This is a genomic window from Brevibacterium salitolerans, from assembly GCF_039531405.1.
GTDB lineage: Bacteria > Actinomycetota > Actinomycetes > Actinomycetales > Brevibacteriaceae > Brevibacterium > Brevibacterium salitolerans.
On record NZ_BAAAPZ010000012.1, the window covers coordinates 70,246 to 92,715 of the forward strand.

Annotated in this window: 18 protein-coding genes; 2 read left to right on the plus strand and 16 right to left on the minus strand. The window is 72.3% G+C overall.

All coding sequences use genetic code 11. The annotated features are described in order from the left end of the window. Positions 1 to 26: 26 nt before the first annotated feature. The 9 genes from ABD240_RS12720 to rpmB all read right to left on the minus strand — a co-directional run bounded on the left by ABD240_RS12720 (position 27) and on the right by rpmB (position 9,318). Positions 27 to 3,038, minus strand: a complete 3,012-nt coding sequence (locus ABD240_RS12720; RefSeq protein ID WP_344337647.1) for a vWA domain-containing protein — start codon at positions 3,036 to 3,038, stop codon at positions 27 to 29. Continuing rightward, entirely contained in the window at positions 3,035 to 3,676 is a 642-nt protein-coding gene (locus ABD240_RS12725; protein ID WP_291791736.1) for a hypothetical protein, read from the minus strand. Before ABD240_RS12725 ends, ABD240_RS12720 begins: the two co-directional genes overlap by 4 nt. A 139-nt stretch (positions 3,677 to 3,815) precedes the next feature. Further along, positions 3,816 to 4,874, minus strand: a complete 1,059-nt coding sequence (locus ABD240_RS12730; protein WP_344337648.1) for a hypothetical protein — start codon at positions 4,872 to 4,874, stop codon at positions 3,816 to 3,818. Positions 4,875 to 5,071: 197 nt separating this feature from the next. Further along, the gene (locus ABD240_RS12735; RefSeq protein WP_344337650.1) at positions 5,072 to 7,192 is read right to left on the minus strand and encodes a bifunctional copper resistance protein CopD/cytochrome c oxidase assembly protein; all 2,121 of its coding nucleotides are present in this window, start codon (positions 7,190 to 7,192) and stop codon (positions 5,072 to 5,074) included. Continuing rightward, on the minus strand, positions 7,189 to 8,040 hold the full coding sequence (locus ABD240_RS12740) for a nitrilase-related carbon-nitrogen hydrolase (RefSeq protein ID WP_291791748.1): 852 nt from the start codon (positions 8,038 to 8,040) through the stop codon (positions 7,189 to 7,191). The genes ABD240_RS12735 and ABD240_RS12740 overlap by 4 nt, the downstream gene beginning before the upstream one ends. A gap of 148 nt (positions 8,041 to 8,188) precedes the next feature. Further along, entirely contained in the window at positions 8,189 to 8,479 is a 291-nt protein-coding gene (locus tag ABD240_RS12745; RefSeq protein ID WP_291791751.1) for an HU family DNA-binding protein, read from the minus strand. Between the two features lie 123 nt (positions 8,480 to 8,602). Further along, positions 8,603 to 8,908 carry a 30S ribosomal protein S14 gene (rpsN, locus tag ABD240_RS12750; protein WP_291791754.1) on the minus strand — a complete coding sequence of 102 codons (306 nt, stop codon included), beginning with the start codon at positions 8,906 to 8,908 and terminating at the stop codon, positions 8,603 to 8,605. 6 nt (positions 8,909 to 8,914) lie between these two features. Beyond that, a complete protein-coding gene (gene rpmG, locus ABD240_RS12755; protein WP_291791757.1) occupies positions 8,915 to 9,082 on the minus strand; it encodes a 50S ribosomal protein L33 in 168 nt (55 codons plus the stop codon). Beyond that, entirely contained in the window at positions 9,082 to 9,318 is a 237-nt protein-coding gene (gene rpmB / locus ABD240_RS12760) for a 50S ribosomal protein L28 (RefSeq protein WP_291791760.1), read from the minus strand. The genes rpmG and rpmB overlap by 1 nt, the downstream gene beginning before the upstream one ends. A gap of 695 nt (positions 9,319 to 10,013) precedes the next feature. Here rpmB and ABD240_RS12765 point away from each other — a divergent pair. Continuing rightward, a complete protein-coding gene (locus tag ABD240_RS12765) occupies positions 10,014 to 11,246 on the plus strand; it encodes a hypothetical protein (RefSeq protein ID WP_344337652.1) in 1,233 nt (410 codons plus the stop codon). Positions 11,247 to 11,374: 128 nt separating this feature from the next. Here the strand turns inward: ABD240_RS12765 and ABD240_RS12770 are convergent, their stop codons facing one another. The 7 genes from ABD240_RS12770 to ABD240_RS12800 all read right to left on the minus strand — a co-directional run bounded on the left by ABD240_RS12770 (position 11,375) and on the right by ABD240_RS12800 (position 20,567). After that, positions 11,375 to 12,931, minus strand: coding sequence for a dihydrolipoamide acetyltransferase family protein (locus ABD240_RS12770; protein WP_344337653.1), 1,557 nt, complete (start codon positions 12,929 to 12,931; stop codon positions 11,375 to 11,377). A 9-nt stretch (positions 12,932 to 12,940) separates the two neighbouring features. Further along, positions 12,941 to 13,906, minus strand: a complete 966-nt coding sequence (locus ABD240_RS12775) for an alpha-ketoacid dehydrogenase subunit beta (RefSeq protein ID WP_291791820.1) — start codon at positions 13,904 to 13,906, stop codon at positions 12,941 to 12,943. Positions 13,907 to 13,953: 47 nt separating this feature from the next. Continuing rightward, entirely contained in the window at positions 13,954 to 15,102 is a 1,149-nt protein-coding gene (pdhA, locus tag ABD240_RS12780) for a pyruvate dehydrogenase (acetyl-transferring) E1 component subunit alpha (RefSeq protein ID WP_291791769.1), read from the minus strand. Between the two features lie 574 nt (positions 15,103 to 15,676). Beyond that, positions 15,677 to 17,353, minus strand: a complete 1,677-nt coding sequence (locus ABD240_RS12785) for a thiamine pyrophosphate-binding protein (protein ID WP_344337655.1) — start codon at positions 17,351 to 17,353, stop codon at positions 15,677 to 15,679. Positions 17,354 to 17,552: 199 nt separating this feature from the next. Then, on the minus strand, positions 17,553 to 19,187 hold the full coding sequence (locus tag ABD240_RS12790; protein ID WP_291791775.1) for a hypothetical protein: 1,635 nt from the start codon (positions 19,185 to 19,187) through the stop codon (positions 17,553 to 17,555). Next, complete coding sequence (locus ABD240_RS12795; protein ID WP_344337657.1) at positions 19,184 to 20,083, minus strand: hypothetical protein; 900 nt, start codon at positions 20,081 to 20,083, stop codon at positions 19,184 to 19,186. Before ABD240_RS12795 ends, ABD240_RS12790 begins: the two co-directional genes overlap by 4 nt. 100 nt (positions 20,084 to 20,183) lie before the next feature. Then, positions 20,184 to 20,567 carry a WXG100 family type VII secretion target gene (locus ABD240_RS12800; protein WP_344337658.1) on the minus strand — a complete coding sequence of 128 codons (384 nt, stop codon included), beginning with the start codon at positions 20,565 to 20,567 and terminating at the stop codon, positions 20,184 to 20,186. Between the two features lie 242 nt (positions 20,568 to 20,809). Between ABD240_RS12800 and purB the strand changes: the two genes are divergently transcribed. Beyond that, on the plus strand, positions 20,810 to 22,237 hold the full coding sequence (gene purB, locus ABD240_RS12805) for an adenylosuccinate lyase (protein WP_291791783.1): 1,428 nt from the start codon (positions 20,810 to 20,812) through the stop codon (positions 22,235 to 22,237). The last annotated feature ends 233 nt before the right edge of the window (positions 22,238 to 22,470 follow it).

Consider the following 22,470-nt stretch of genomic DNA (forward strand, 5'->3'; position numbering starts at 1 on the left):
AGGTGCCTGAGCGCGGATCATCGCGCTCACCTCCCGCCGCCGAAGGGCGACTGCGGACCGCCGGGAGTGCCGGGGAACCCTCCGCCGGGCCCCGGCTGGCCTCCGGATCCCGGCTGGCCACCGGATCCCGGCTGGCCGCCCGGCCCCGGGCCGCTGCCGAACGGCGACGACGCACCGCCCGGCGCACCCGCGGCACCGCCGCCGGCGAACGGGTTGGGTCCGTTCCGAGGTCCCGCCGCAGCCGCGCCGAACGGGCTGGGCTCCGCGCCGGGGCCGCCCTGTCCGCCGGAGGAGGCCTCGGCGGCGGGAAGACGGTCGAGCAGGTCCGCCGCCTCCGTGGCGATCTCGTCCTCGAGCGCCTTGCGCGCCTGTGCGTCCGCGGAGCCGGAGAGGAGCACGAGGACCTCCGCAGCGTCCGCGGGCCCGCCTTCGGGCCGCAGGACCAGCCAGGTGTTGTGCACCGCCAGCGGCAGCCTCGCGGGCTGCCGGGAGGGCTGCTCCCGGCTCACGCTCGCGTAGCCGGGAGCGTCCACGACCGCCCAGCCGCTGCCGAAGGGCGAACCGCCCGTGCGCGTCCTCACCGTGACTCCCGCGGCATCGATGGAGCGCGAGCCGCGCGGATCGATCGGCACCGTGTTGCGGAGGTCCCCGGGACGGAACGCGAAGCGCGCGCCGTCGCGCTGCACCGTCCCGCCGCTCACCGTCACGGGTGCGCGGACCGCCACCAGCGGGCTGGCGGGGATGCGCGCGTTGCGCCACTTGAGGAGGTAGAGGAGTCCCAGCGGGATGCCGGGTCCCAGGACGAGCGCCACGATGAGGGTGAGCCAGAAGTTCACGGCGTTGAGCGGCTTGACGACGCTCGCGGTGAATTCGACGGTGATCGGGACGGCCTCCCCCTGACCGTCCGCGGACGCGGTCATGACGGTGAACGTGCCGTTGACGGCGCCGTTGCCCTGGGCGTCCGAGGCGAGCTCGACCTCGAGGTCCTCTCCGCCGGAGACGCAGTCCGCCTCCGCTGCGGCGGACGACTCGATGCTCACGCCCTCCATGCCCTGCGGAGCCGCGACCACGTCCGTGGAGCCGGGCTCCACCCATGCGCAGCCCTCGCCCTCAACAGGCAGCGCCGCGCTGAGGTCCACGGCACCCTCGACCTCGCCGAAATCCACGCTGCCGGGCACCGTGGGGTAGTTGAGCGGCGGCAGCACGTCCACCGGCAGGGCCACGCTCACGGGGCTCAGCACGGTGCCAGGCACCTCCTCGCCGTCCGCGTCCTCGGCGGGAGCGGTCGTGAGGTCGAGGCGGAGGCCGAGGCTGCCGCGACCGGTGGCCGTACGGCTGAGGTCCCAGGTCACAGGATTCGCCAGTTCGCTCAGCTCGGTGGTCCGGGCGAGCTCCGTCTGCCGGCCCGAGGCATCGGTGAAGACCGCGGTGAACTCGCCCGTGCCGGCGATCACCGCCGGGTCCACGGTGTCCCCGTCGCGGTCGACGACGGAGAACACGGTGTCGTCGAGGGTGTCGCCGCGGTGGAGCTCGGTCGAATCCGCCTCGGGCCAGGTGGGGCGGATGCCCGGCGTGATGTGGACGTTCGACCTGGTGGTGGCGTCCGTGCTCCCGCCCTCGTCCGCGACGAAGGCCAGCCGCCAGACTCCCACCCACGGCCCGTCGTCCCCGGCGCTGCCCACCTGGGTGCCGTCGATCCGCAGGCTCAGGCTGCGGGCGGTCTCCCAGGTGTAGGTGACGGGCGAGCCGCCGGTGTCCGCCTGCGCGTCCTGCGCGTCGTCGGCCAGCGGAACCTCCGTGCCGTCCGGTGCCACGAGCACCGCGCTGAGGTCGTCCGCGGAGGCGGTGGCGAAGACGTCCACGTCCGGAGTGGTGGAGTCGAGGACGAAGGTGTGCGCCTGATCCGTGCACATGCGCTCGGTGCAGACCCCGTGCTCGCTGCTGACGGGATCGGAGCCGAGCCCGGAGATCGCGTCGAAGGCGAAGAGCAGGCTGTCGATGTCGCTCGCGAGGTGGAACTCACCGGGCACGGGGTCCGTGAGCTCGCCGCAGGTCTGACCGCCGGAGTCCTCGCCCTCCGCGATGGAGCGCATGAGGTCGAACTCCGCGCCGTCCGCGCTGCCCAGGCCCACGCCGAACATGGCGACCCGTGAGCTGCGGAGCTGGTCCGCCAGGCCGCCGGGCCGGCAGATGTCCTCTTCCGCCGCTCGTGCGGCCTCGGCCGTCCCGGCGTCCGTGCGCAGGTCCGCGTCCGGGGCGAATGCCTTGGAGTCGCCGTGCGAGCGGGCGGTGGCGGCGGTGCGCTGCTGGAAGTCGAGTTCGCCGTCGGAGAGCCAGACGAGGGCCTGGCAGCTCTGGGTGTCCGAGGACCGGTCGCGGCTGCGCTCCGCCAGCGCCTTGCGGGCCTCGTCCAGCGCGGTCCAGTAGTCCGTGTCGATGCCGGAGGTGCGGTCCGCGAGGCCGGTCACGGCACTGCGCAGCGCCTCGACGTCCGCATCCCCGTCGATCGAGGTCCAGTCCTGCACCCGGGAGTACTCGTGGCCGAACGCGCTCACCGCGACGGAGACGGAGTTCTCCCCGGCGTTGTGCGCCATCCGGTTGACGAGGTGGAGGGCGGAGGTGACGCGGGCGTTGTCCGGGTCCGTGTCCTGCAGGCTGCCGGACTCGTCGACGAGCAGCAGCACGTCCGCCTCTCCTCCCGCCGCCACGCAGGAAGAGAACTGCTGCGGGAGCGGCGGAGCACTCGCGCCCTCCGTCGAGGCGATCTCGTCCTCATCCGTGCCGGAGCCCTCGTCCGTACCGGAGCCCTCACCGCTGGAGGGCGCGGGAGCCGCCATGACCGCGGGCGGCTCCGTGGCAGGCTGATGCGCCGGGCCCCCTGCTTCCGCGGGGGAGGATACGGCTGTGGACACGGCGGCCGGGGTGGTGTCTGCGTCCACGGCGGAGGCGGGTCCGGCTGCCAGCGGCGCCGCCGTGAGGCCCAGGGCGAGGAATGCTGCGGCGACGGCGCGCAGTCCGGCCCTTCGCGCCGCGCTCACAGGCGCCCCACCCAGAACGCGGTGAGCAGCGCCGTCGCCAGCACGGCGAGGACGGTGACGGCGACGGCCGCCCAGTAGAGCGGGACGGCGGCCGGATGCGTGGCGTAGAGGGAGTCCGTGCGGCGGCGCACGTCCTCGGAGCCGTAGCGGCCCAGCAGCAGGATCGCCACCGGACCCGCGAACAGCCAGCCCACGGGGCTCGTGGGCCCCCAGGGCAGGAGCGCCACGCCCACGCCGACGACCGCCGCGACGAGTGCAGCCCAGAGCACCGCGAGCGGTGGACCGGAGACGGTCAGCTCCTTCCGCGGCACCTCGGCTCCGAAGGCGGCGGGCGCCTGAGCCTGCGGTGCCCCGGTGCCGAACGGGTCGCCGGGCGCTCCCTGCGCAGTCCCCCCTGCGGAGCCCCTCGCGACGGAGGAGCCGCCGGGAGCGCCAGTGCCCGCGGCCGGCTGTCCCTGAAGGTCCGCTCCCGGTGCGCCGAAGGGAGAGCTCCGGGGTCCCGGCTGGGCAGCGTCCCCGAACGGGCTCCCTCCGTGCTGCTGCCCGCCGTGTGCGCCCGGGTGGGCTCCGAAGGGCGAGGCCGAGGGTCCAGGCGCTCCGCGTCCCGGGCCCTGTCCGCGGTCGAAAGGTTGGGACATCAGCGCACACCTCCGGAGGAACGGTCTTCCGCACATGAGCATACGAGAAGCGGACCGGCGAGCCGGCCGACTCGCTGTGGCGAAGCTGCACCAGGGACTGCGCGCGTGCACGGGCCCGCACCGGGGCATCGGCCGGGCATCAGTACCCGCCTCCCGTGGAGAAGACGGTGACGGAGAGCAGGAGACCCAGGACGAGCGCGAGGGCGTCCACCACGCGTCCGCCGACGAAGGAGCCCGTGCCCTGCTGGGCGATCTTGGTCCGCGCGTAGGACCCCTGCCAGCCGGTGGCGGAGTACACCACCACCATCTCCCGGAGCATCCGGCCCAGACGCCAGAGCACGAACGCAGCGATCGGGACTCCCACGAACCCCAGCGGCCAGAACTCCGCTCCCTCGCCGCGCGCCGCGGTCCCGGCGAAGCCGCGCAGACAGCCTCCCACCACGAGGTACATGGCGCCGAGCGGAAGCAGCGCCTTGACGCCTGCGGCGATCCCGTCGTGCTCGCGGGCTTCGAAGACGAGGGCGGCCCCGGCTGCCGCGGCCGCGCCGAACACCACCCAGCCCAGCACCACGAAGGCGTAGAGGCCCGCGGGGATCCAGAGGAACACGACCGGCGCGGCGAAGGAGATGACGTAGAGCGTGACGAACAGGGTGCGGGTGATGGACACGAGCCGCCCGGGCGCACCGCCGGCGAAGCCCGCGGCCGGGGCGAAGCCCGCAGTCATGCGCTGCGGCGGGTCCGCGACCGGGCCGGGGACCTGCATCGACGGCCCCGAGGCGGGTGCCGCGGGGCCGGAGCCGAACGTCCCCGCCTCCTGCGGGCCGGAGCCGTGGGCGACCCCGCCGTGCGCGGCGGCATCACCCCGGTCCTGGGCGTCCGCAGCGCGCGCATCGGCGATCCGGACGCCCGTGTTGTGCGGCGTCGCGTCGTGCGGGCGGGTGTTGTGCGGCGCGGTGTTGTACTGCCCCGAGGCGGGCTCCTCCGCGCCCGGCCCGGTGGCCGAGTGCGCCGCGGACACCGTGGGCGGCGGTGGGGGCGCGGTGCCCGCCGGCCCGGTGGGAGGAGGGGAGCCGGGTGCGACCGCCTCGGGTGCGGCGACCGTGTCCCCGGAGCGTCCGGGCGCCCCGCGCCGCATGCCGGGCCCGAAGACCGCGGGGCCCGTCCCGCGGGACGGGCGCGCTCGCGGCGGCTGCGGCACTTCCGCGTCCTCCGACGCCTCCGGTCCTTCAGCGGCCACTGGTGCACTCGCCCTTCTCGACTGCCCGTCCTCGCCGGACGGCTGACTTCGTCGTGAGCGTAGCAAAGATGTGAGACACAGCACGGCGCGGTCCGTCGCACACCCACCGGCACGACTGCTCCACACCGGGCGAACCGGCAAACGCGGCCTCGGCCCGCTCAGCGACGCGGCCGGGAGGAGGACGCCCGGTCCCTGTCCGCCAGCTGCTGCAGCATCGCGTTGTACGCGCTCAGCTCCGCGTCGCCGGTGCGCGCCTCCGAACGGTCCCGGCGCCTGGCCTCGCGGGTGGAGGAGGTGAACCACTCCGCCGCGAGCAGGATGGCGACGGACAGGGTGGGCAGCTCGCCGATCCCCCAGGCGATCTCCCCGCCGGTCACCTGGTCCTCGAGGGCGGAGAAGCCCCAGCCGTGGCCCATGTTCCCGTACCACTCACCGGCGATGAGCGCCTCCCCGGACATGATCGAGATGCCGAAGAAGGCGTGGAAGGCCATCGTCACGAGGAGGACGAGCAGGCGCACGGGGTACGGGAACCGGTTCACGCCCGGGTCGATGCCGATGATCGACTGCACGAACATGTACCCGGCCAGCAGGAAGTGCACGATCATGATCTCGTGCCCTGCGTGGGTCTCCAGCGCGTAGATCATGATGCCCGAGTGGTAGAAGACCACGAGCGAACCCGCGAAGTTCACCGCCGCCACGATGGGGTGCGCCCAGAAGCGGGCGTACCGGGAGTGGACGAGCACCAGCACCCATTCGCGCAGGCCCCGGGAACCGTCCTGCCGGGGCCGCAGGGCGCGCATGAGCAGCGTGACGGGTGCGCCCATCACCATGGGCACCGGGGCGACCATCACGAGTGCCATGTGCTGGATCATGTGCCCGGAGAAGAGGACGTGGCCGTAGACGGACACGCCGCCGCTCGTGATGTAGAAGAGCACGGCCATGCCCGCGACCCAGCAGATCGTGCGGGCCGTGGACCAGCTGTCGCCCCGGACGCGCAGCCGCCGGACGGCGAGGAGGTAGAGGACGGTCGCGCCCACCGTGATGACCACCCAGATGGGGTCCACCCGCCACTCCGTGAAGTAGTTCCCCCAGTCCGGGGGCGGCGGCAGCGGCTCGCCGGTGAGGAGCTCCGCCGCGGTGGGCTCCGCGGGCGGCTCGTCCGGGACCGGAGGAGCGGTGCGGGAGAGGACCACCCCGAGACCGCTCACCGCGCCGAACACGGCGGTCTCCACGAGCACCAGCCGCCAGAACAGGGCGGAGGCCCCGCGCCCGGCAGCGGGTCCGGAAGAGACACCGCTGCCGGCGAGGCCGCCGATGACGGACCTGCGGTGCATCCACCCGATCAGCCCCAGCAGCAGGGTGAGCGCGAGCTTGGCCAGCAGCACCCGGCCGTAGGGCGTGCCCCACCAGTCGCTCAGGCTGCGCACGCGCAGGCTGCCGTTGGTGAAGCCCGAGTACATGACGAGCAGGAACGCGATGAGAGCCAGCGTGGAATAGCGGCTCACGAGTGTGCCCAGGTCAGGGCGGCGGGTGAGGCCCGGTGCCAGCAGTGCCAGGGAGAGGAGGCCGCCGGCCCAGAGCACCACGCCCACCAGATGGACCGCGAGGCTGCCCACGGCCTGGGTGTGGCCGGAGGCCTCGGCGGAGTGGCCCAGCAGCGCGAGCAGGCCGATGGGCACCAGTGAGGCCGCGAGCGCGACAGCGACGCCGGCGTAGGAGCGGAAGGCGAACACACAGAGGTTCGCGACGGCCGCGAGCGCGGTGATCCCCAGCCACAGACGACCCAGATCGATCGCCGTGATGAAGGACCAGAGCTGCGCGGAGAAGTCCCCCGCATAGGCCTGCGCACCGGCGGTGTCCACGTAGGTGAAGACGAGGACCGCCACGCTGGACACCGTGAGCACGGAGGAGGCGACCTGGCCGATCGTGAGCAGGCGCAGCCAGTCCGGGTCGACATCGCCCCGGCGTCCCTGCGTGCGCGGGAGCACTCCGACGGCCAGCACCAGCGCACCGATCGTCAGCGTGAGCGCGGTGTTGAAGAGGAACTTGGCGGTGGGCAGACCCCACCTGCCCAGCGGGCCGGAGTCGCCCACGACGGTGGGCGCGGCGGCACCGGTGAAGATCAGAGCCAGTGAGCCGAGGACCACCCCGGCCAGCAGATAGAGCGGAAGCGCGGAGGACTGCGTGAGCCGGGCGGTGCGTGCGGGGCCGTCGGGGCGCGCCGCCTCACCGCCGGTGCGAGGGCCGGCGTTGCCGCCGGTGCGGGAACCCTCCGTCACAGGCGGCGGTCGTTGAGAGCCGGGAAGCCGCTGCGGCGTGCGCGGATCGACTCGAGGTCGAGTTCGGCGGTGAGGATCGTCTCCGCGGCTCCCGCCTGTGCGAGGACATCGCCGGAGGCGTCGATGATCGCCGAACGGCCGCCCATCTGGGTCCGGGCGTGATAGCCGGCGGTGTTCACCGCGACCACGGCGCAGAAGTCCTCCGCCGCACGCGCGCGGGCCAGCAGGCTCCAGTGGTCCACGCGGGGCGCCGGCCACGCGGCGGGGACCACGAAGATCTCCGCTCCGGCGTCGAGCAGACCGCGGAAGAGCTCGGGGAAGCGCAGGTCGTAGCAGGTGGCGAGGCCCAGGCGGACGGTGCGGCCGTCCGCCTCGATGTCCGCAGTGACGAGCTCCTCACCGGGAGCAAGGAGCTTGGGCTCGCCGCTGCCGAACCCGAATCGGTGGATCTTGCGGTAGCGGGCGCACACCTCGCCGTCCGGGCCGATGAGGACGGAGGTGTTCCAGAGGCCGCGTTCGGAGTCCGGCAGCTCCGGCAGGCGCGTGACGTCGTGGTCCACCGCGGCGAGGCGGGTCAGCGCCTCCGGGGTCGCCTCGATGATCGAGCCCATGTGGAGGAAGCTCCCGGCGGCGCGCGCAGCGTCCTGCATGGCGCGGACGGTGGGCCCTTCGAGCGTCTCCGCGCGGGCACCCCAGTTCCTGTATCCGAAGCCGCTGGGCTGCCAGAGCTCCGGCAGGACGATGAGGTCGCTGCGGTCCTGAGTGGCGACGAGGGCGGCCGCGCGGTCGACGCGCTCCGCAGGGGACTCCGCGTCCCCGTATCCGAGCTGGATGGCTGAGATGCGCATGCACCCCAGGATACGTGCCGTGTCCGGGCATGCGAAAAGCCCGAGCAGGACCTGCGCCGTGCCCCTCCACGTGGTCTGCGGCATCCGGGCATGCGAAAGGCGCCTGTACCCGCCTCCGGGTACAGGCGCCTCACTCAGCGCGAAGGATTCACTTCGAGGGCGAGCCTGCGGCCGCCTTCAGCTTGGAACCTGCCGAGAGCTTCACCGAGTAGCCGGCGGGGATCTCGATCTCAGCACCGGTCTGCGGGTTGCGGCCCTTGCGAGCGGCGCGCTCGGTGCGCTCCACGGAGAGCCAGCCGGGGACGGTCAGCTTCTCACCGGAGGCGACGGCCTCGGAGAAGGACTCGAAGACGCCGTCGAGGACGTCGGAGACCTGCTTCTGCGTGAGACCGGACTTCTCTGCGACCTCTGCGACAAGCTCGCTGCGGTTCTTTGCCATGGATGGGTCCTCCTTCAGGACGGTGTACGGCGGTCGATGCCAGTGGGGAGAATTCCGACTGGTGCTGAAACTACCAGACCCTCCCCCGCACCTCAGGGGTGCGGGGCCGGAATCCTCAGGAGATCACCAGCTGGACTTGGTGATGCCGGGCAGCTCGCCGTTGTGCGCCATCTGGCGGAAGCGCACGCGGGAGAGACCGAACTTGCGGAGGTACCCGCGCGGACGACCGTCGACCTGGTCGCGGTTGCGCAGGCGGACCGGCGAGGCGTTGCGGGGGAGCTTCTGGAGCGCCAGACGCGCCTCCTCACGCTGCTCGTCCGTGCTGTCCGGGTGGACGAGCTGACGCTTGAGCTCGACACGACGCTCCGCGAAGCGCTCGACGAGTGCCTGACGCTGCTTCTCGCGTGCGATCTTTGACTTCTTGGCCATGTGCGCTCAGCGCTCCTCTCGGAAATCGACGTGCTTGCGGATCTTCGGGTCGTACTTCTTCAGCACGATGCGATCCGGGTTGTTGCGGCGGTTCTTGCGGGTCACGTAGGTGTACCCGGTGCCGGCAGTCGACTTGAGCTTGATGATCGGGCGGATGTCCTGTGCCTTGGCCATCAGAGCTTCACTCCCTTGGCGATGAGTTCTGTCACGACTGCGTCGATGCCGCGTGCGTCGATGACCTTGATGCCCTTGGCGGACAGCGTGAGGGTCACGTTGCGACGGAGCGAAGGAACGTAGTAGCGCTTCTTCTGGATGTTGGGGTCGAAACGGCGCTTGGTGCGACGGTTCGAGTGGGACACATTGTGTCCGAAGCCGGGAGTGGTCCCGGTCACCTGGCAGACGGCTGCCATAGCTTCCTCCAGTTCAACAGTTGGTGGTGCTGAGGCCCTCAGCACCGCGTGGACCGCGCACGGTCCCCGCGGCTCGCGAACCTCCACACCGCAGACATCAGCACAGCTGTCACCGGGTGCGGCTCCTGCGTGATGCAGACGCTCACGCCTGCGGAGCCGGCGATCGGTGATGTGGATGCACCCCGGTGCGGGTGTGCGGACGCACTCCGCCGGGCGACGGGTGCGCGATGTCTCACCAGCGCTGAAGACGAAGCCTGTGAGAGAGGGGCCAGTCATAGATGCAGCGCTCAATGAGCACGTGCAGCGCGTCCGGCGATCGGCTCCGCTCCTCCTGCTGCGTGGATTCCACGCGGACCGGCGGTCCGGAGCCGTGTCGTCAGTGCGCACTGCGATCACAACAGTCCACGATTCTATTGCGCCCGGCGCGCTCGCGGCAAGTCGGCGGGCCACGACACGCCTCACATCCCGCACCGGCCCGCTGTCACCGGCCCGGCGCCGGCCGGCTCCGGCTCACCCCTCGCGCCCCGCTCCGCACGCCCGCTCCGCGCTCCGGTTCAGCGCGGCGAACGGCCCCTGCCCGGCTCCGTCGACCCGCGGTGCCTCCGTGTTGCCGCTCACTCCCCTCCGTGCAAAAGTGAGTACATGGACAGCCAGTGCAGCCCTTCGCGCCCCTGTGGGGTCAGGACGGTGAACCCATGAGCACCCCCGGTGGCTCCGAGCCCTCGCGCCCACGCATCAGGAAGGCGCACAGCGACCACACGGCATTCAGCTCACCGGTCACCGGCAGCGCGGGTGGCGGGACCGGTGCGGGCGGAGCCGCGGGGGCCGGCGCGGGCAGCGCCTCGGGGACGACCGGCGGCGCGGACCGGCCCGTCACCTCTCACGACGGCTCGCCCATCCACTTCTCCGATCCCGGCGGCGCCGGATACTGGTATGACGCGAACGCCGTGCTCCGCTATCGCGGTCCGGACGGCGCCGAGTACTTCCTGCGCAACGACCAGGAGTACCTGCCCCTGCACGAACTCACGGACGCCGACCGGCAGGCGGCAGCAGCGGCCGGCGTCCCCGCCGCGGCCCGGCAGTCTCTACCGCCCACCTTCTCCGTGGGCCGACCCGTCACCGGCGCGCAGGCCGCGGTGGGAACCGCGGGGGCGGCCTCGGCGGCGGAGGACCGCTCCACCTACTACGAGTACATCGCACACCACTCCGGCGAGAGCCCCGCGGTGCAGGCGCCTCTCGCCACGGGCCAGGCAGGGGCCTTCCCCGCCGCGGGCGCGGCCGGCGCAGGCGCGGCGGGCTTCCCACCGGGCGGTGCCGGCCAGAACCAGGCCGGGGAGGGCGGCTCCAGGAGGAAGGGGCTCATCTGGGGCTTCGTGGGGTTCGGCATCGTGCTGGTGCTGGCCGCCGTCATCAGCCTCGTCGTGCTGAATGGCCAGCGCGGCACCAAGCCCACGGAGATCGACCCCCCGGTGGCACAGGAGACCGAGGACTCCGACGGTTCCGCACAGCCGGACGAGCCGTCCGCGGAACCGTCCACTCCCCCACCCTCACCGGCGGAACAGCTCGAGTCCTACGCGGAGGAGGGCACCCGCACCGCGGAGGGCGAGCTCGCGGAGACCTGGGTCGTCCAGCTCAGCGCCAAGAAGCCCGGGCTCGAGGCCAACGGGAAGACCTGGTCCGAAGAGGACATCCTCGAGGAGTTCGAGGAGAACAAGCGGCGCTACCCGGACGCGGTCCTGCTCTGGAGCGGCGACTGGCAGAGCTTCAAGATGGGCAACTTCTGGATCACGGTCCTCGCGGAGCCCTATTCGGATCCCGAGGACGCCCTGGCCGAGTGCACGAATCTGGGCATCGACCGCGACAACTGCTACGCGAAGAAGCTCTCGAAGGTCTCCGGGCCGGAGAAGACCACCCGCCTCAACGACTGAGCACAGCCCACACACAAGTGACGTCTGCGTAGCGGCCGCCCAGCACGGCCGCTACGCAGACGTCACTTCGTGGGGGGGCGACCTCAGGGAGCCTGGGGTCGTGCGGGCTCGCGCCCCGGAGCCTCCATTCAGCTGAGGAGGTGCGTGGGGTCCTCCAGGGCGTTCGCCACGTCGCGGAGGAACTTCGAGATCGTCTCGCCGTCCACCACGCGGTGGTCCGCGGAGACGGTGACGGTCATGACCTCGCGCGGGACGATCTCGTCGTCCACCACCCACGGCTTCTTCACGACGCGCCCCACGGCGACGATCGCGGTCTCTCCGGGGTTGATGATCGGCGTTCCCCAGTCCACGCCGAACACGCCCACGTTCGTCACCGTGATGGTGCCGCCTGCCTGCGCCGCCGGAGTGGTGCGGCCGGAGCGGGCGGTCTCCACGAGTGCGCCAAGCTCCCGCGCCAGGCCCTCCAGGCCCAGCGTGTGCGCCTCCTTGATGTTGGGCACGATGAGCCCGCGCGGAGTGGCCGCGGCGATGCCGAGGTTCACGTAGTTCCGCACCGTGATCGTCTCGCCGTCCAGCCGCGCATTCATGTACGGGTGCCGTCGCGCGGCCCAGGCCACGGCCTTCGCGACGATGAGCAGCGGGGAAACCCGCACGTCCTCGCCCAGCCGCCTGCCGGACTTGAGCCTGCGAACCAGGTCCATCATGCCGGTGACGTCGACCTCGACGCCCTCGGTGACGTGCGGAGCGGTGAAGGCGGAGTTCACCATCGCGTTCGCCATCGCCTTCTGCACGCCCTTGAGCGGCACCTGCTCCTCGCGCTGCACCGCCTGCGCACCAGAACCCTCGCCGAGGCCGGCCCCGGCGGACTGCCCCGCTGCGGCGGGCACGCCGGCGGCCGCGGCCTGAGCGGATCCGGCCTGCGCGGATCCGGACTGCGCGGCAGCGGTCTGACCGGCGGCAGCCGTAAGCCCCGCGCCGCCGGACTCCGCGAACGCCCGCAGGTCCGCGCGGGTGACCTCCCCGCGCTCACCCGTGGCGGGCACCTGTGAGAGGTCCACGCCGAGGTCCTTGGCGAGCTTGCGCACGGGAGGCTTGGCGAGCGGACGGACACCGCCGCCCGTTCCGGACGAGGCGCTCGGCCGACTGCCGGAGGACTGCGGGGCGTCATGAGACTGCGCCGCGCCGTGAGACTGTGCAGCACCGGGGGACTGAGCCGCACCCGCGGCCTGCCCGCCCACGCCCGCGGGCTTCTTGCGCGGACGGCGCTTGGAGGAGCTCGCCACCGCACCGTAGCCCACGAGCGTGGCACCGGAGGCACCGTCCTCGGCCGCATCGGCGTCCGAGGACCCCGCACCGGAGCCGCTCGCCTCGGAGCCGCCGCTGGCAGGGCCTTCACCCGCCTCGGCCGCAGGCACGTCCGAGCCGCCGGCGGTGCCCTGGGTGTCCACGTCCGCGCCGAAGCGGACGAGCGGCCTGCCCACCTCGACCGTGTCGCCCTCAGCGGCGAACAGCTCCGCGATGACGCCGGCCTGGGGGCTGGGAAGTTCGACGAGGGACTTCGCGGTCTCGATCTCGACGAGGATCTGGTTGACGGTCACGGTGTCGCCCTCGGCGACCTTCCACGCGACGATGTCCGCTTCAGTGAGACCCTCCCCGGGATCGGGGAGGAGGAAGACGTCTGACATGGGGTCCTTTCAGCAGTCCAGGGCGCGGTCGACGGCGTCGAGGATGCGGTCGAGGTCCGGCAGATAGTGGCTCTCCAGCTTGGACGGCGGATACGGGGCGTGGAACCCGCCCACACGCAGCACCGGCGCCTCGAGGTGGAAGAAGCAGCGTTCCGTGATGCGGGCGGCGATCTCCGCGCCCAGCCCCAGGAACACCGGGGCCTCGTGGGCGACCACGAGCCTGCCCGTGCGCCTGACGGAGGCCTCGATGGTGTCGAAGTCGAGCGGGCTGATGCTGCGCAGGTCGATGACCTCGACGCTCGCGCCCTCCTCCGCCTTCGCCGCGGCGACGTCCAGCGCGGTGGGGACCAGCGGGCCGTAGGCCAGCAGGGTGAGGTCCGTGCCCGGGCGCACGATCTGCGCGGTCCCGCCGGCCGGGCCGCGCTGCGCGGTGTCGACCTCGCCCTTCATCCAGTAGCGGCGTTTGGGCTCGAAGAACATCACCGGGTCCGCGGACCGGATCGCCTCCTGGATCATCCAGTAGGCGTCGTGCGCGGTCGACGGCGTCATGAGCCGCAGGCCCGCGTGGTGGGCGAAGACGGCCTCGGGGCTCTCCGAATGGTGCTCCGGCGAGCCGATGCCGCCGCCGTAGGGGACCCGGATGACGAGTGGGATGTTCTCCTGGCCGTGCGTACGCGCGTTGAGCTTCGCCACCTGGGTGACGATCTGGTCGTAGGCGGGGAAGATGAAGGCGTCGAACTGGATCTCGATGACCGGACGGTACCCGCGGACGGCCATGCCCACCGAGGTGCCGACGATGCCGGACTCCGCGAGCGGGGCGTCGATGACGCGGCGTTCCCCGAAGTCCTTCTGCAGGCCCTCCGTCACACGGAAGACCCCTCCGAGCTTGCCGATGTCCTCACCGATGAGCACGACCTTCGGGTCGTCCTCCATCGCCTTGCGCAGACCCGCCGTGATGGCCTTGGCCAGCGGCATCTTCTCCACGGCGGTGCTCTGTTCAGCTGCTGTGACGGTCACGCGGCTCACGCCCTCCCGTCGGCATCGGCGAACGAGTCCAGGTAGGCGAGATACTCCTCGCGCTCGGCCTCGACGAGGGAGTGCGGCTCGCGGTAGACGTGCGCGAACAGCTGCTCCGCGTCCGGCGCCTCCATCTCCACGCAGGCGGTCCGGATGCGCGCGGCGAGCTGATCCGCCTCCGCGTCCACCGAGGCGAACTCCTGACTGCTCGCACCCTCCTTCATGAGGTGCAGGCGGAGGCGGGCGATCGGGTCCTTCGCGGCCCAGGCCTCGGTCTCCGCATCGCTGCGGTAGCGGGTGGGATCGTCCGCCGTGGTGTGGGCGCCCATGCGGTAGGTGAACGCCTCGATGAGCATGGGGCCGTTGCCGGAGCGGATCGAGTCCGCACTCGCACGGGCCACCGCGTAGGAGGCGAGGACGTCGTTGCCGTCCACCCGGATGCCCGGCACGCCGAACCCGCGGCCGCGGGTGAACAACGGGGCCGGCGTCTGGACGCTGGTGGGCTCGGAGATGGCCCACTGGTTGTTCTGGCAGTAGAAGAGCACGGGTGCGTTGAAGGCCCCGGCGAAGGTGAGTCCCTCGGACACGTCGCCCTGAGAGGAGGCGCCGTCACCGAAGCAGGCGACCGCGATCGAGTCGCGCTCGAGGTCTCCCGTGCCCACGTCGCCGTCCATCTGGATGCCCATGCCGTAGCCGGTCGCGTGCAGCACCTGGGAGCCGATCACGATGGTGTAGGTGTGGAAGCGCTTCTCCTGCGGATCCCAGCCGCCGTGCGTCTGGCCGCGGTACATCCCCAGCAACTGGACGGGGTCGATCCCGCGCGTCCAGGCCACACCGTGCTCGCGGTAGGTGGGGAAGACGAAGTCCTGCGGCCGCAGCGCACGGCCCAGCCCGATCTGTGCGGCCTCCTGGCCCTTGAGCGGCGCCCAGAGACCCAGCTGGCCCTGACGCTGCAGGGCATTGCCCTCCGTGTCGATGCGGCGGACGAGCACCATGTCACGGTAGAAGCCGAAGAGGTCCTCCGTGCTGAGCTCCGCGGCGAAGGCGTCGTACTCTCCGGAGCTGACTCGCTCCCCTTCCGGGGTGAGCATCTGGATCATGCGCGGATCTACCTGCCTCTTCGCAGCCGATCCCGCAGTAAGGTCGGATGTCATCGTGTTCTCCTCATCAGCGCGTACGCGTCCGGGTGCGGACACGAACCGTCGGATGGCGGGATCCCCACGGATCTGCGGTGACCCCTCGTGATGTGTTTCACATTGTGGTCACACAATACCCTCACGTCCGGACCGTGCCAAACTGCCCGCCCCCATCGGCCCCGTGGACCTGCGCCGGGGGCTGCCACGATCCCGCCGCGAGGGCCCGCCTTCTCGTCTGCCGCCGACGCTAGGCCCCTCACACAGGCACCTGGAGGGTCCGCACAGACGAGCGCGGACACGGGTTGGGCTCAGCACAATAGCTCCGACGTCATAGTTTCACGTCCGAGTATTCGCAGGTGAGAGGGCATCCGGGGCGCCGGCGAGCCCCGCCGGGAGCACAGGCGAACGCACGCCGAGGCCGCAGAAAGGCCGTGTGCGCACACGTGCCGATCCTGCGGGAGGGCACCCGGTCACACACACCCCGAGGCCGCAGCGGCGTGCGCTGCGGCCTCGGCGGGAGGGCGCCCGGTCCGCTCGCACTCGAGCGGAGGACGCGCTCGGACCAGGCCCTCCGCCGCCGACGGGCCCGCCCTCAGTCGAGCGGCGTGACGGCCGCCTGGAGGGAGACCTTGTGGGGGTCCACCATGATCTCCACGAGCAGGGGGAGCCCGGCCTCGGCGGCGGTCTTCCCGGCGGCGAGCGCGGCAGTCGCCTCCCGCACCCGTTCCGCGGCGGCCTGCAGCTCCTCACGGCCGGTCACCTTCACGGACTGCGCGCCCAGGCCCTGTGCGACCGCGGCGAAGGACGACCAGGGGATGAACGAGGTCTCCGCCCTGGAGCCCACCCCCTTGAGCTTGTAGTACTCCGCGCCGTAGCACTCGTCGTTGAGGACGACGGCGATGAGCGGCAGACCGTGGCGGACGGCGGTGTTGACCTCGATGAGGCCCTGCATGGCACCGCCGTCGCCGGCCCACACCAGGGTGGGCACGTCCGCCCGCGCCGCCGCCGCGCCGATCCCCGTGGCCAGTCCCAGACCGATCGCACCGAAGTAGCCGGCGTAGGCCCAGCGGCTGGGATCCACCGTGGTGTGCGGCCAGACGGACTTGCTGAAGCGGCCCACGTCGGAGACCTGCTGCGCACGCACGCCCACGGCCCCGGACAGGGTGAGCGCGGCCTCGCGCATGTCCACGAAGCCGTCGCCGGTGTGCGGACGGAAGAGGTCCTTGGCCTCGCGGCCGGGGCGGGCGAGCAGCTCGTTCAGCGCTGCGGACGGGCCCTCCTTCTCCATCTCCGCCTCCCGGACCATGTCCAGGAGGGCCTGCGCCGTGGCCCGCGCATCGCCCACCACGCCCAGGCCGATGGGACCGTACTTGCCCAGCGCATCCGGATCGATGTCGTTCTGGATGACGTGCTTGCCCTTCAGCAGCTCGTAGTCGTCCGTCTGCCAGTTGTTGAGCGAGGCGCCGAAGGACATGACGACGTCCGCACTGCCCATGTGCTCGTAGGCCGCCGGGGTGGAGAGGTTGCCGTGGATGCCGAGGTTGTCCGGCTCCCCCAGGAACAGGTCCTTCGCCGCGAGCGAGGTGAGAACGGGAGCGCCGATGGCACGGGCGAGGGCGAGGATCGCCTCACGCGCACCCGCCCGCACCGCCCCCAGACCGGCGAGCAGGAACGGGCGCCGGGCACCCAGCAGTGCGCCCAGGGCATCGTCGAGCACCTCGGGGTCCGGAGCGATCGCCTGGCGGGGCAGGCCGGCGCGCACCGGCTCACGGTTCTCGGTCTCCTGCCCGATGAGGGGGAAGGGGATGTCGAGCAGCACCGGCTGGTGGGTGGACGTCGTGTGGACGAACGCCTTGGCCATCGTCTCCACGAGGCCGTCCGCGGTCAGCACGCGCTCGTAGCGGGCGCCGGCCAGCCGCGCGAAGCCCTCCGTGTCCGCGTACTGGAAGTGCTCGTTGCTCGCGGGCGTCTCACCGGAGAGGAGGACGAGCGGCGTCTTGGCGCGCACCGCTTCCGTGAGCGCGGTGAGGGTGTTGGTGAGCGCGGGCCCGAAGGTCACCGTCGCCACGCCGGGTCTTCCCGTCATGCGCGCCCAGCCGTCCGCCATGGAGACGCTTCCGCCCTCCAGCGCCGCGGCGACGTAGTTGCCCTCGTGACGCTCGATGAATGCGCCGAGGTAGGCGAGGTTGGCGTCCCCCATGAGGCCGAACACCGGGTCACCCCCGCGCTCCCTCGCCAGGAACGAGGCGACGACTTCATATACCTTCATGTGGGCTCCTCCGGTTCGCACGTCGATGTGTGAGGCGGCCGCGCCGCCGCGTCCAGTATTCCGAGAGGCGCGCATGTTTGTCGAACGTCCGTCAAGTATCCGGGGGCGCGCATGCATGCGGAGAGGATGAGCACCGCCGGCGCAGGTCCTCCTGCGCCGCACGGGCCGCCTCGTGCTGCGGGCGCTCCCAGACCGGCTCTCACCGGCGCCGGCCCTCGAAGTCGCGCGTGCTCTCGAGTTCACCGGAGAAGAACCCCGCATTGCGCTCCTGCCATCCGCGCAGCGCGGGCTCCCCGCCGGCCTCCAGGTCCTCGAGCGTGGCGGCATAGAGCTCCCCGCCGTGGGCGTGGAGAGGTGCGGCCATCCGGGCGTCGATCTCCGCCTGACTCCGGCCGGCCTCCTCCATCCGCTCCCGCTGCATGGTCTCGTCGAGGTCCACTCTCACCGTCGTCCACTCCGCCCGGTCCGGGTTCGCGGCACCGTCGAGGAGGGGCACGAGATCCTGCCGGTGCTCCACGGAGAGCGCGTCCACCTCCGCCGGCAGATCGAAGTCGCCCACCGGTGAGCCCACCGTGAGCAGGGCGCTCACGTCGTACTCCTCACGGAACTCCTGGTCCTCCAGCAGGGACGCGGCGATGATCCCTCCCTGCGAATAGCCCACCATCATCACCTGCTCGCCCCGGGGCACCCCCGCACGGCGCATCGCCTCCCGCACTGTGGTGTGCTGGGAGGACCGCCTGCCCGAGGCCGCCTCCAGATTGGAGGTCATGTCCGAGGTCGCGTGCCCGGGCCGCAGCGCCCCCGAGGTCGTGGCGGGCACGTACACGATCCAGCGTGAGGCTCCGCCGCCGGCGCGGATCTGCTCCACGCGCACCTGCCCGTTGTCCAGGCCGCGGGAGCGCGCCCACTGCCGCTGCCACAGAGCTGCGACGCCGGCGGGTGCGGAGGCATGATGCGGGGTCGCGGCCGCATCCTCGGCCAGCTCGCGGACGTCGACGGGGGCCGGTGTGTGCCAGGGCCGCAGAGGCTGGTCGCCGAAGAGGCCCCACCGGCTCAGCCCCACGAGCAACAGGCCGGTGAGCGTCTGCGAGTCCTGCGGCAGGAGCTCCGTGTGCACCGGCAGGTGGGAGGCACCCGGCGGATGCCCGAGCAGGCCCGCGACGAAGCCGGGCAGCGCGTGCTCGACGGCCGCCTCCACCGCTGCGGGATTGTCACCGGCCCAGCGCGCGGCCTGCGTCTGTGCCGTGTCCGCCGCCTCTGCCGCCCAGCCGGTCACCGTCTCCACGCCGTGCTCCGCCAGCGCCTCGGTGTCGATGCCGAAGGCGGCGTCGATCGCGTCGACGAGGCCCACGTCCCGTGCTCCGCTCCAGGCCGCACTCCCCGCCTCCCGGCCCAGGGCGAACGCACCCGCGGTGCCGGCGACGAGGAGGACGCCCGCCGGGCTGAGGAGCAGGGCGCGAGTCGCCTGGCCCAGGACGGTGGCGGCCGCTCCGACCGCCATCTCGAAGGTCCGGGTGACGACGGTCTCCGCGGCTTCGTAGGCGTCCGCGCTGGTGCGCACCCCGGCGGCGAGCGCGCGGAGGCCGAGGTCCGCGCCCGCCGCCGAGACGTGGAACCGGGCGCAGGCCGCCTCCGCGCGCAGGCCCGTCACCGGCGCGAGTCCGAGGGCGAGCGCGGCGGGATCCAGCGCCGCCCGCACGAGATCCCCGAGCACCGATTCGAGCAGTTCCGCGGCATCGTCGATCTCGCCCGCAGCCGAGCGGAGCGACTCGAGCTGCGCACGCGTGCCCCCGGCGCCGCCCGTCACCCAGGTGCTCTGGACGGGAGCGGTCATGGTGTGCTTCCCGCGGTGCGCAGAAGATCCGGAGGCGGGCTCTCCTCCGCGACGAGCGCGAGGGCCTCTGCGAGTTCGGCTCGCAGGCGCCGTGTGAGCTCGCGGCCGCCCTCGCTGCGGCTCACCCGGAGGAGCGGCACCTCCTGCCCCCGCAGCACCCAGGCCGAGAGGAGGAGCACGGCCTGTGCCAGCCCTCCGGCCGAGGTGCCGGCGGCACATGCGCCCGCAGCGGGGAGCCCCGCTGCGGCGGGAGCGGGCGCATCGGGTGAGACGGGAACGGCAGGGGCAGAATCCGCGTCTGGAGCCGGGGCGGCGTCCGGGACGGAGGCCGCGCATGAAGGCGGGCGGAGCCCGCTCAGCAGCCGGGGGAGCTCCGAGGCCTCGCAGAATCGGAGGAGGAGCGTGCTGCGCACCGCGTCCCCTCCGTACGGCGCCCACCCCGCGAGGATGACGCCCAGCGGCTGCACCCGGCCGGGTACGGCCGCGACCGCGGTCTCCGCGACGACCACACCGGTGCGCTCCGCGGCGGGACCGCCCGCCTCGAGCAGGTGGACGGAGGTCACGAGCGCTCCGGCACCCGCCTCCGCGGCGACGTCCAGGAGAAGCCGGACATGACGGCGCTCCCCCGGCGCGGGATCCGCCTGCGCCGTCCGCTCCTCGGCAGGCCCCCGGCGCTCAGGTTCCGAGAGCTCAGGTTCCGAGAGCTCAGGGCCTCGCCGCCCGTGTTCGTGCGGCTCAGGTTCGCGCCGTGCAGGAGCCCCGCCCGCAGGTGAGGCCGCAGGAGTCGGGCCGGCCCCCGCCGCGGGAAGGAGCATCTGCGGCCACGCGGCCTGCTCCGCCGGCGGCAGCTCAGCGGCATGCACGAGAACCCACGAGTCCGGCAGGTCCGCCCTCACGGCGCCGCGCTCCTCGTACGTTCCCCGCTCCTCCGTGCCGCCCCCTGGCATGCCCGGTGGACGCGTCTGGCCGCCCCGCAGCCCCCGGCTGCCCGAGCAGTCATGAGAGGTCCAGCGGCGCAGGCGGTCGGGACGGACCCGGCACGCCGGGCAGGTCCGGAGGTTCCGGCACGGAGAGCAGGTCCGGGAAGGACGACAGGTACGGAAGCTCGGGCAGGGAGGCGGCGAGGTCCCGGAGGGCGTCCGCATGAGCACGGAGCGCCGCCTCCGCGTCCTGCGCGAGGGCGATGAGCTCCGTGAGCTCCCCGATCCTCCGGTCACAGGCGCCCCGGAAGGCCTCCCCCGCCCGTGACGACCATTCGGGAGCGGCCGCCTGTGCGCACCGCCGCGCCACCTGCTCCAGCCGTGAACGCCCCTCGGACCACGCTCCGGCCTGAGCGTCCACGCCCTCCGCCGCTCTCAGGGCCAGACCCGCCATCGCCATGCGCACTCACCTCGCTTCCCCGGTTCCTCGCACTCGGTCCTTCCGATCCTGCCGACGTGCCGCCGCCGCGCAAGGGCCCCGCGCAGTCTGTGGATGGAGAGGTCGCCGTCCCCAGAAGCGCGGACGCACCTCGGACCGGTCTCGGCGGTCCTCTGTGCCCTCGAGTGCGCACCCGCTCGAAGGCGTCCCGCTCCTTGCCGTCGCCCGGCCCCGCCGCCGCCTCACATGAGAGAATCAGGACCATGACGAACCGCGTGCACCTCGCCCAGCTGGAACCCGCCCTCGCCCTCAGCCCGCTCGACGGCCGCTACCGGGCGGACGCCTCACCGCTCATCGACCACCTCTCCGAGGCCGCGCTCAACCGCGACCGCATCCACGTCGAGGTCGAGTGGTTCATCCACCTCGCGGAGACCGGCGCCATCCGCGGCACCCGCGACCTCCTCGAGGACGAGAAGACGCAGCTGCGCGAGTGGGCGGAGTCCTTCGACGCGGAGACCATCGACCAGCTCGCCGCGTTCGAGGCCGTCACGGTGCACGACGTCAAGGCCGTGGAGTACTCCATCAAGGAGCAGCTGGAGCAGATCGGCGCGGGAGACCTCTCCGAGCTCGTCCACTTCGCCTGCACGTCCGAGGACATCAACAACCTCTCGTACGCACTCGGGATCAAGGGTGCGGTGGAGCAGGTGTGGCTGCCGGCGGCCCGCTCCCTCGTCGACACCCTCGCGGACATGGCCGAGGACCTCGCGCAGGTGCCCATGCTCTCCCACACGCACGGCCAGCCGGCCACGCCGTCCACCATGGGCAAGGAGATCGCGGTGTCCGTGCACCGGCTGCGCCGCCAGCTGGCCCGCATCGAGGCGACCGAGTACCTGGGCAAGATCAACGGCGCCACCGGCACCTACGCCGCGCACACCGTCGCCGCGCCCGGCGTGGACTGGCCGCAGATCGCCCGCGACTTCGTGGAGCGCCTGGGGCTGACCTTCAACCCGGTGACCACGCAGATCGAATCGCACGACTGGCAGGCGGAGCTCTACGCGGACGTGGCGCGGTTCAACCGCATCAGCCACAACGTCGCCACCGACTTCTGGACGTACATCTCCATGGAGTACTTCATCCAGATCCCCGTGGAGGGCGCCACCGGCTCCTCGACCATGCCGCACAAGGTCAACCCCATCCGGTTCGAGAACGCGGAGGCCAACTTCGAGCTCTCCTGCGCGCTGCTCGACTCGCTGGGCTCCACGCTCGTGACCTCGCGCATGCAGCGCGACCTCACGGACTCCACCTCGCAGCGCAACATCGGCGTGGCACTGGGGCACTCCCTGCTGGCGACGAACAACCTGGTCAAGGGGCTCACCCGCCTCAACTGCAACGAGGAGAAGCTCGCCGCGGACCTCGACCGCAACTGGGAGGTCCTGGCCGAAGCGATCCAGTCCGTCATGCGCGCGGCCTTCCTGCGCGGTGTCGAGGGCATGGACAACCCCTACGAGAAGCTCAAGGAGCTCACCCGCGGTCACCGGGTGGACGGTCCCGCGCTGCGCGAGTTCGTCGCGGGCCTCGGCCTGCCGGACGAGGACGCACAGCGCCTCGCAGAGCTCACCCCCGCCGCGTACACGGGCGTGGCCGAGGAGATCACCCTCGCCGAGGTCGCGGCCTGGCGCGAGACCCGCTGATCTCCGCGCGCCTCACCACGGAGCGCGCGCCTCACTGCGCCACACCGCCTGGCAAGACACCGCTTACGCACGTGGCCGCCCACATATATGTGGGCGGCCACGTGCATGAACGATCCCATGGGAATCCACACACCGCGAACCCACTCCGCCACACACTCATACGTGGGCGGCGGAGAGCACGAGCGGGCGGCGGCCGCCGCGGGAACCCCGCCCACGCGAGACCCGCTGACCTC

Bases quoted from the DNA above. Each gene is read 5' to 3' on its own strand.
- ABD240_RS12725 (WP_291791736.1), bottom strand. From the start codon at position 3,676: ATGTCCCAACCTTTCGACCGCGGACAGGGCCCGGGACGCGGAGCGCCT.
- ABD240_RS12740 (WP_291791748.1), bottom strand. From the start codon at position 8,040: ATGCGCATCTCAGCCATCCAGCTCGGATACGGGGACGCGGAGTCCCCT.
- ABD240_RS12745 (WP_291791751.1), bottom strand. From the start codon at position 8,479: ATGGCAAAGAACCGCAGCGAGCTTGTCGCAGAGGTCGCAGAGAAGTCC.
- rpsN (WP_291791754.1), bottom strand. From the start codon at position 8,908: ATGGCCAAGAAGTCAAAGATCGCACGCGAGAAGCAGCGTCAGGCACTC.
- rpmG (WP_291791757.1), bottom strand. From the start codon at position 9,082: ATGGCCAAGGCACAGGACATCCGCCCGATCATCAAGCTCAAGTCGACT.
- rpmB (WP_291791760.1), bottom strand. From the start codon at position 9,318: ATGGCAGCCGTCTGCCAGGTGACCGGGACCACTCCCGGCTTCGGACAC.
- ABD240_RS12765 (WP_344337652.1), top strand. From the start codon at position 10,014: ATGAGCACCCCCGGTGGCTCCGAGCCCTCGCGCCCACGCATCAGGAAG.
- ABD240_RS12770 (WP_344337653.1), bottom strand. From the start codon at position 12,931: ATGTCAGACGTCTTCCTCCTCCCCGATCCCGGGGAGGGTCTCACTGAA.
- ABD240_RS12775 (WP_291791820.1), bottom strand. From the start codon at position 13,906: ATGCCGCTGGCCAAGGCCATCACGGCGGGTCTGCGCAAGGCGATGGAG.
- pdhA (WP_291791769.1), bottom strand. From the start codon at position 15,102: ATGACATCCGACCTTACTGCGGGATCGGCTGCGAAGAGGCAGGTAGAT.
- ABD240_RS12785 (WP_344337655.1), bottom strand. From the start codon at position 17,353: ATGAAGGTATATGAAGTCGTCGCCTCGTTCCTGGCGAGGGAGCGCGGG.
- ABD240_RS12790 (WP_291791775.1), bottom strand. From the start codon at position 19,187: ATGACCGCTCCCGTCCAGAGCACCTGGGTGACGGGCGGCGCCGGGGGC.
- ABD240_RS12800 (WP_344337658.1), bottom strand. From the start codon at position 20,567: ATGGCGATGGCGGGTCTGGCCCTGAGAGCGGCGGAGGGCGTGGACGCT.
- purB (WP_291791783.1), top strand. From the start codon at position 20,810: ATGACGAACCGCGTGCACCTCGCCCAGCTGGAACCCGCCCTCGCCCTC.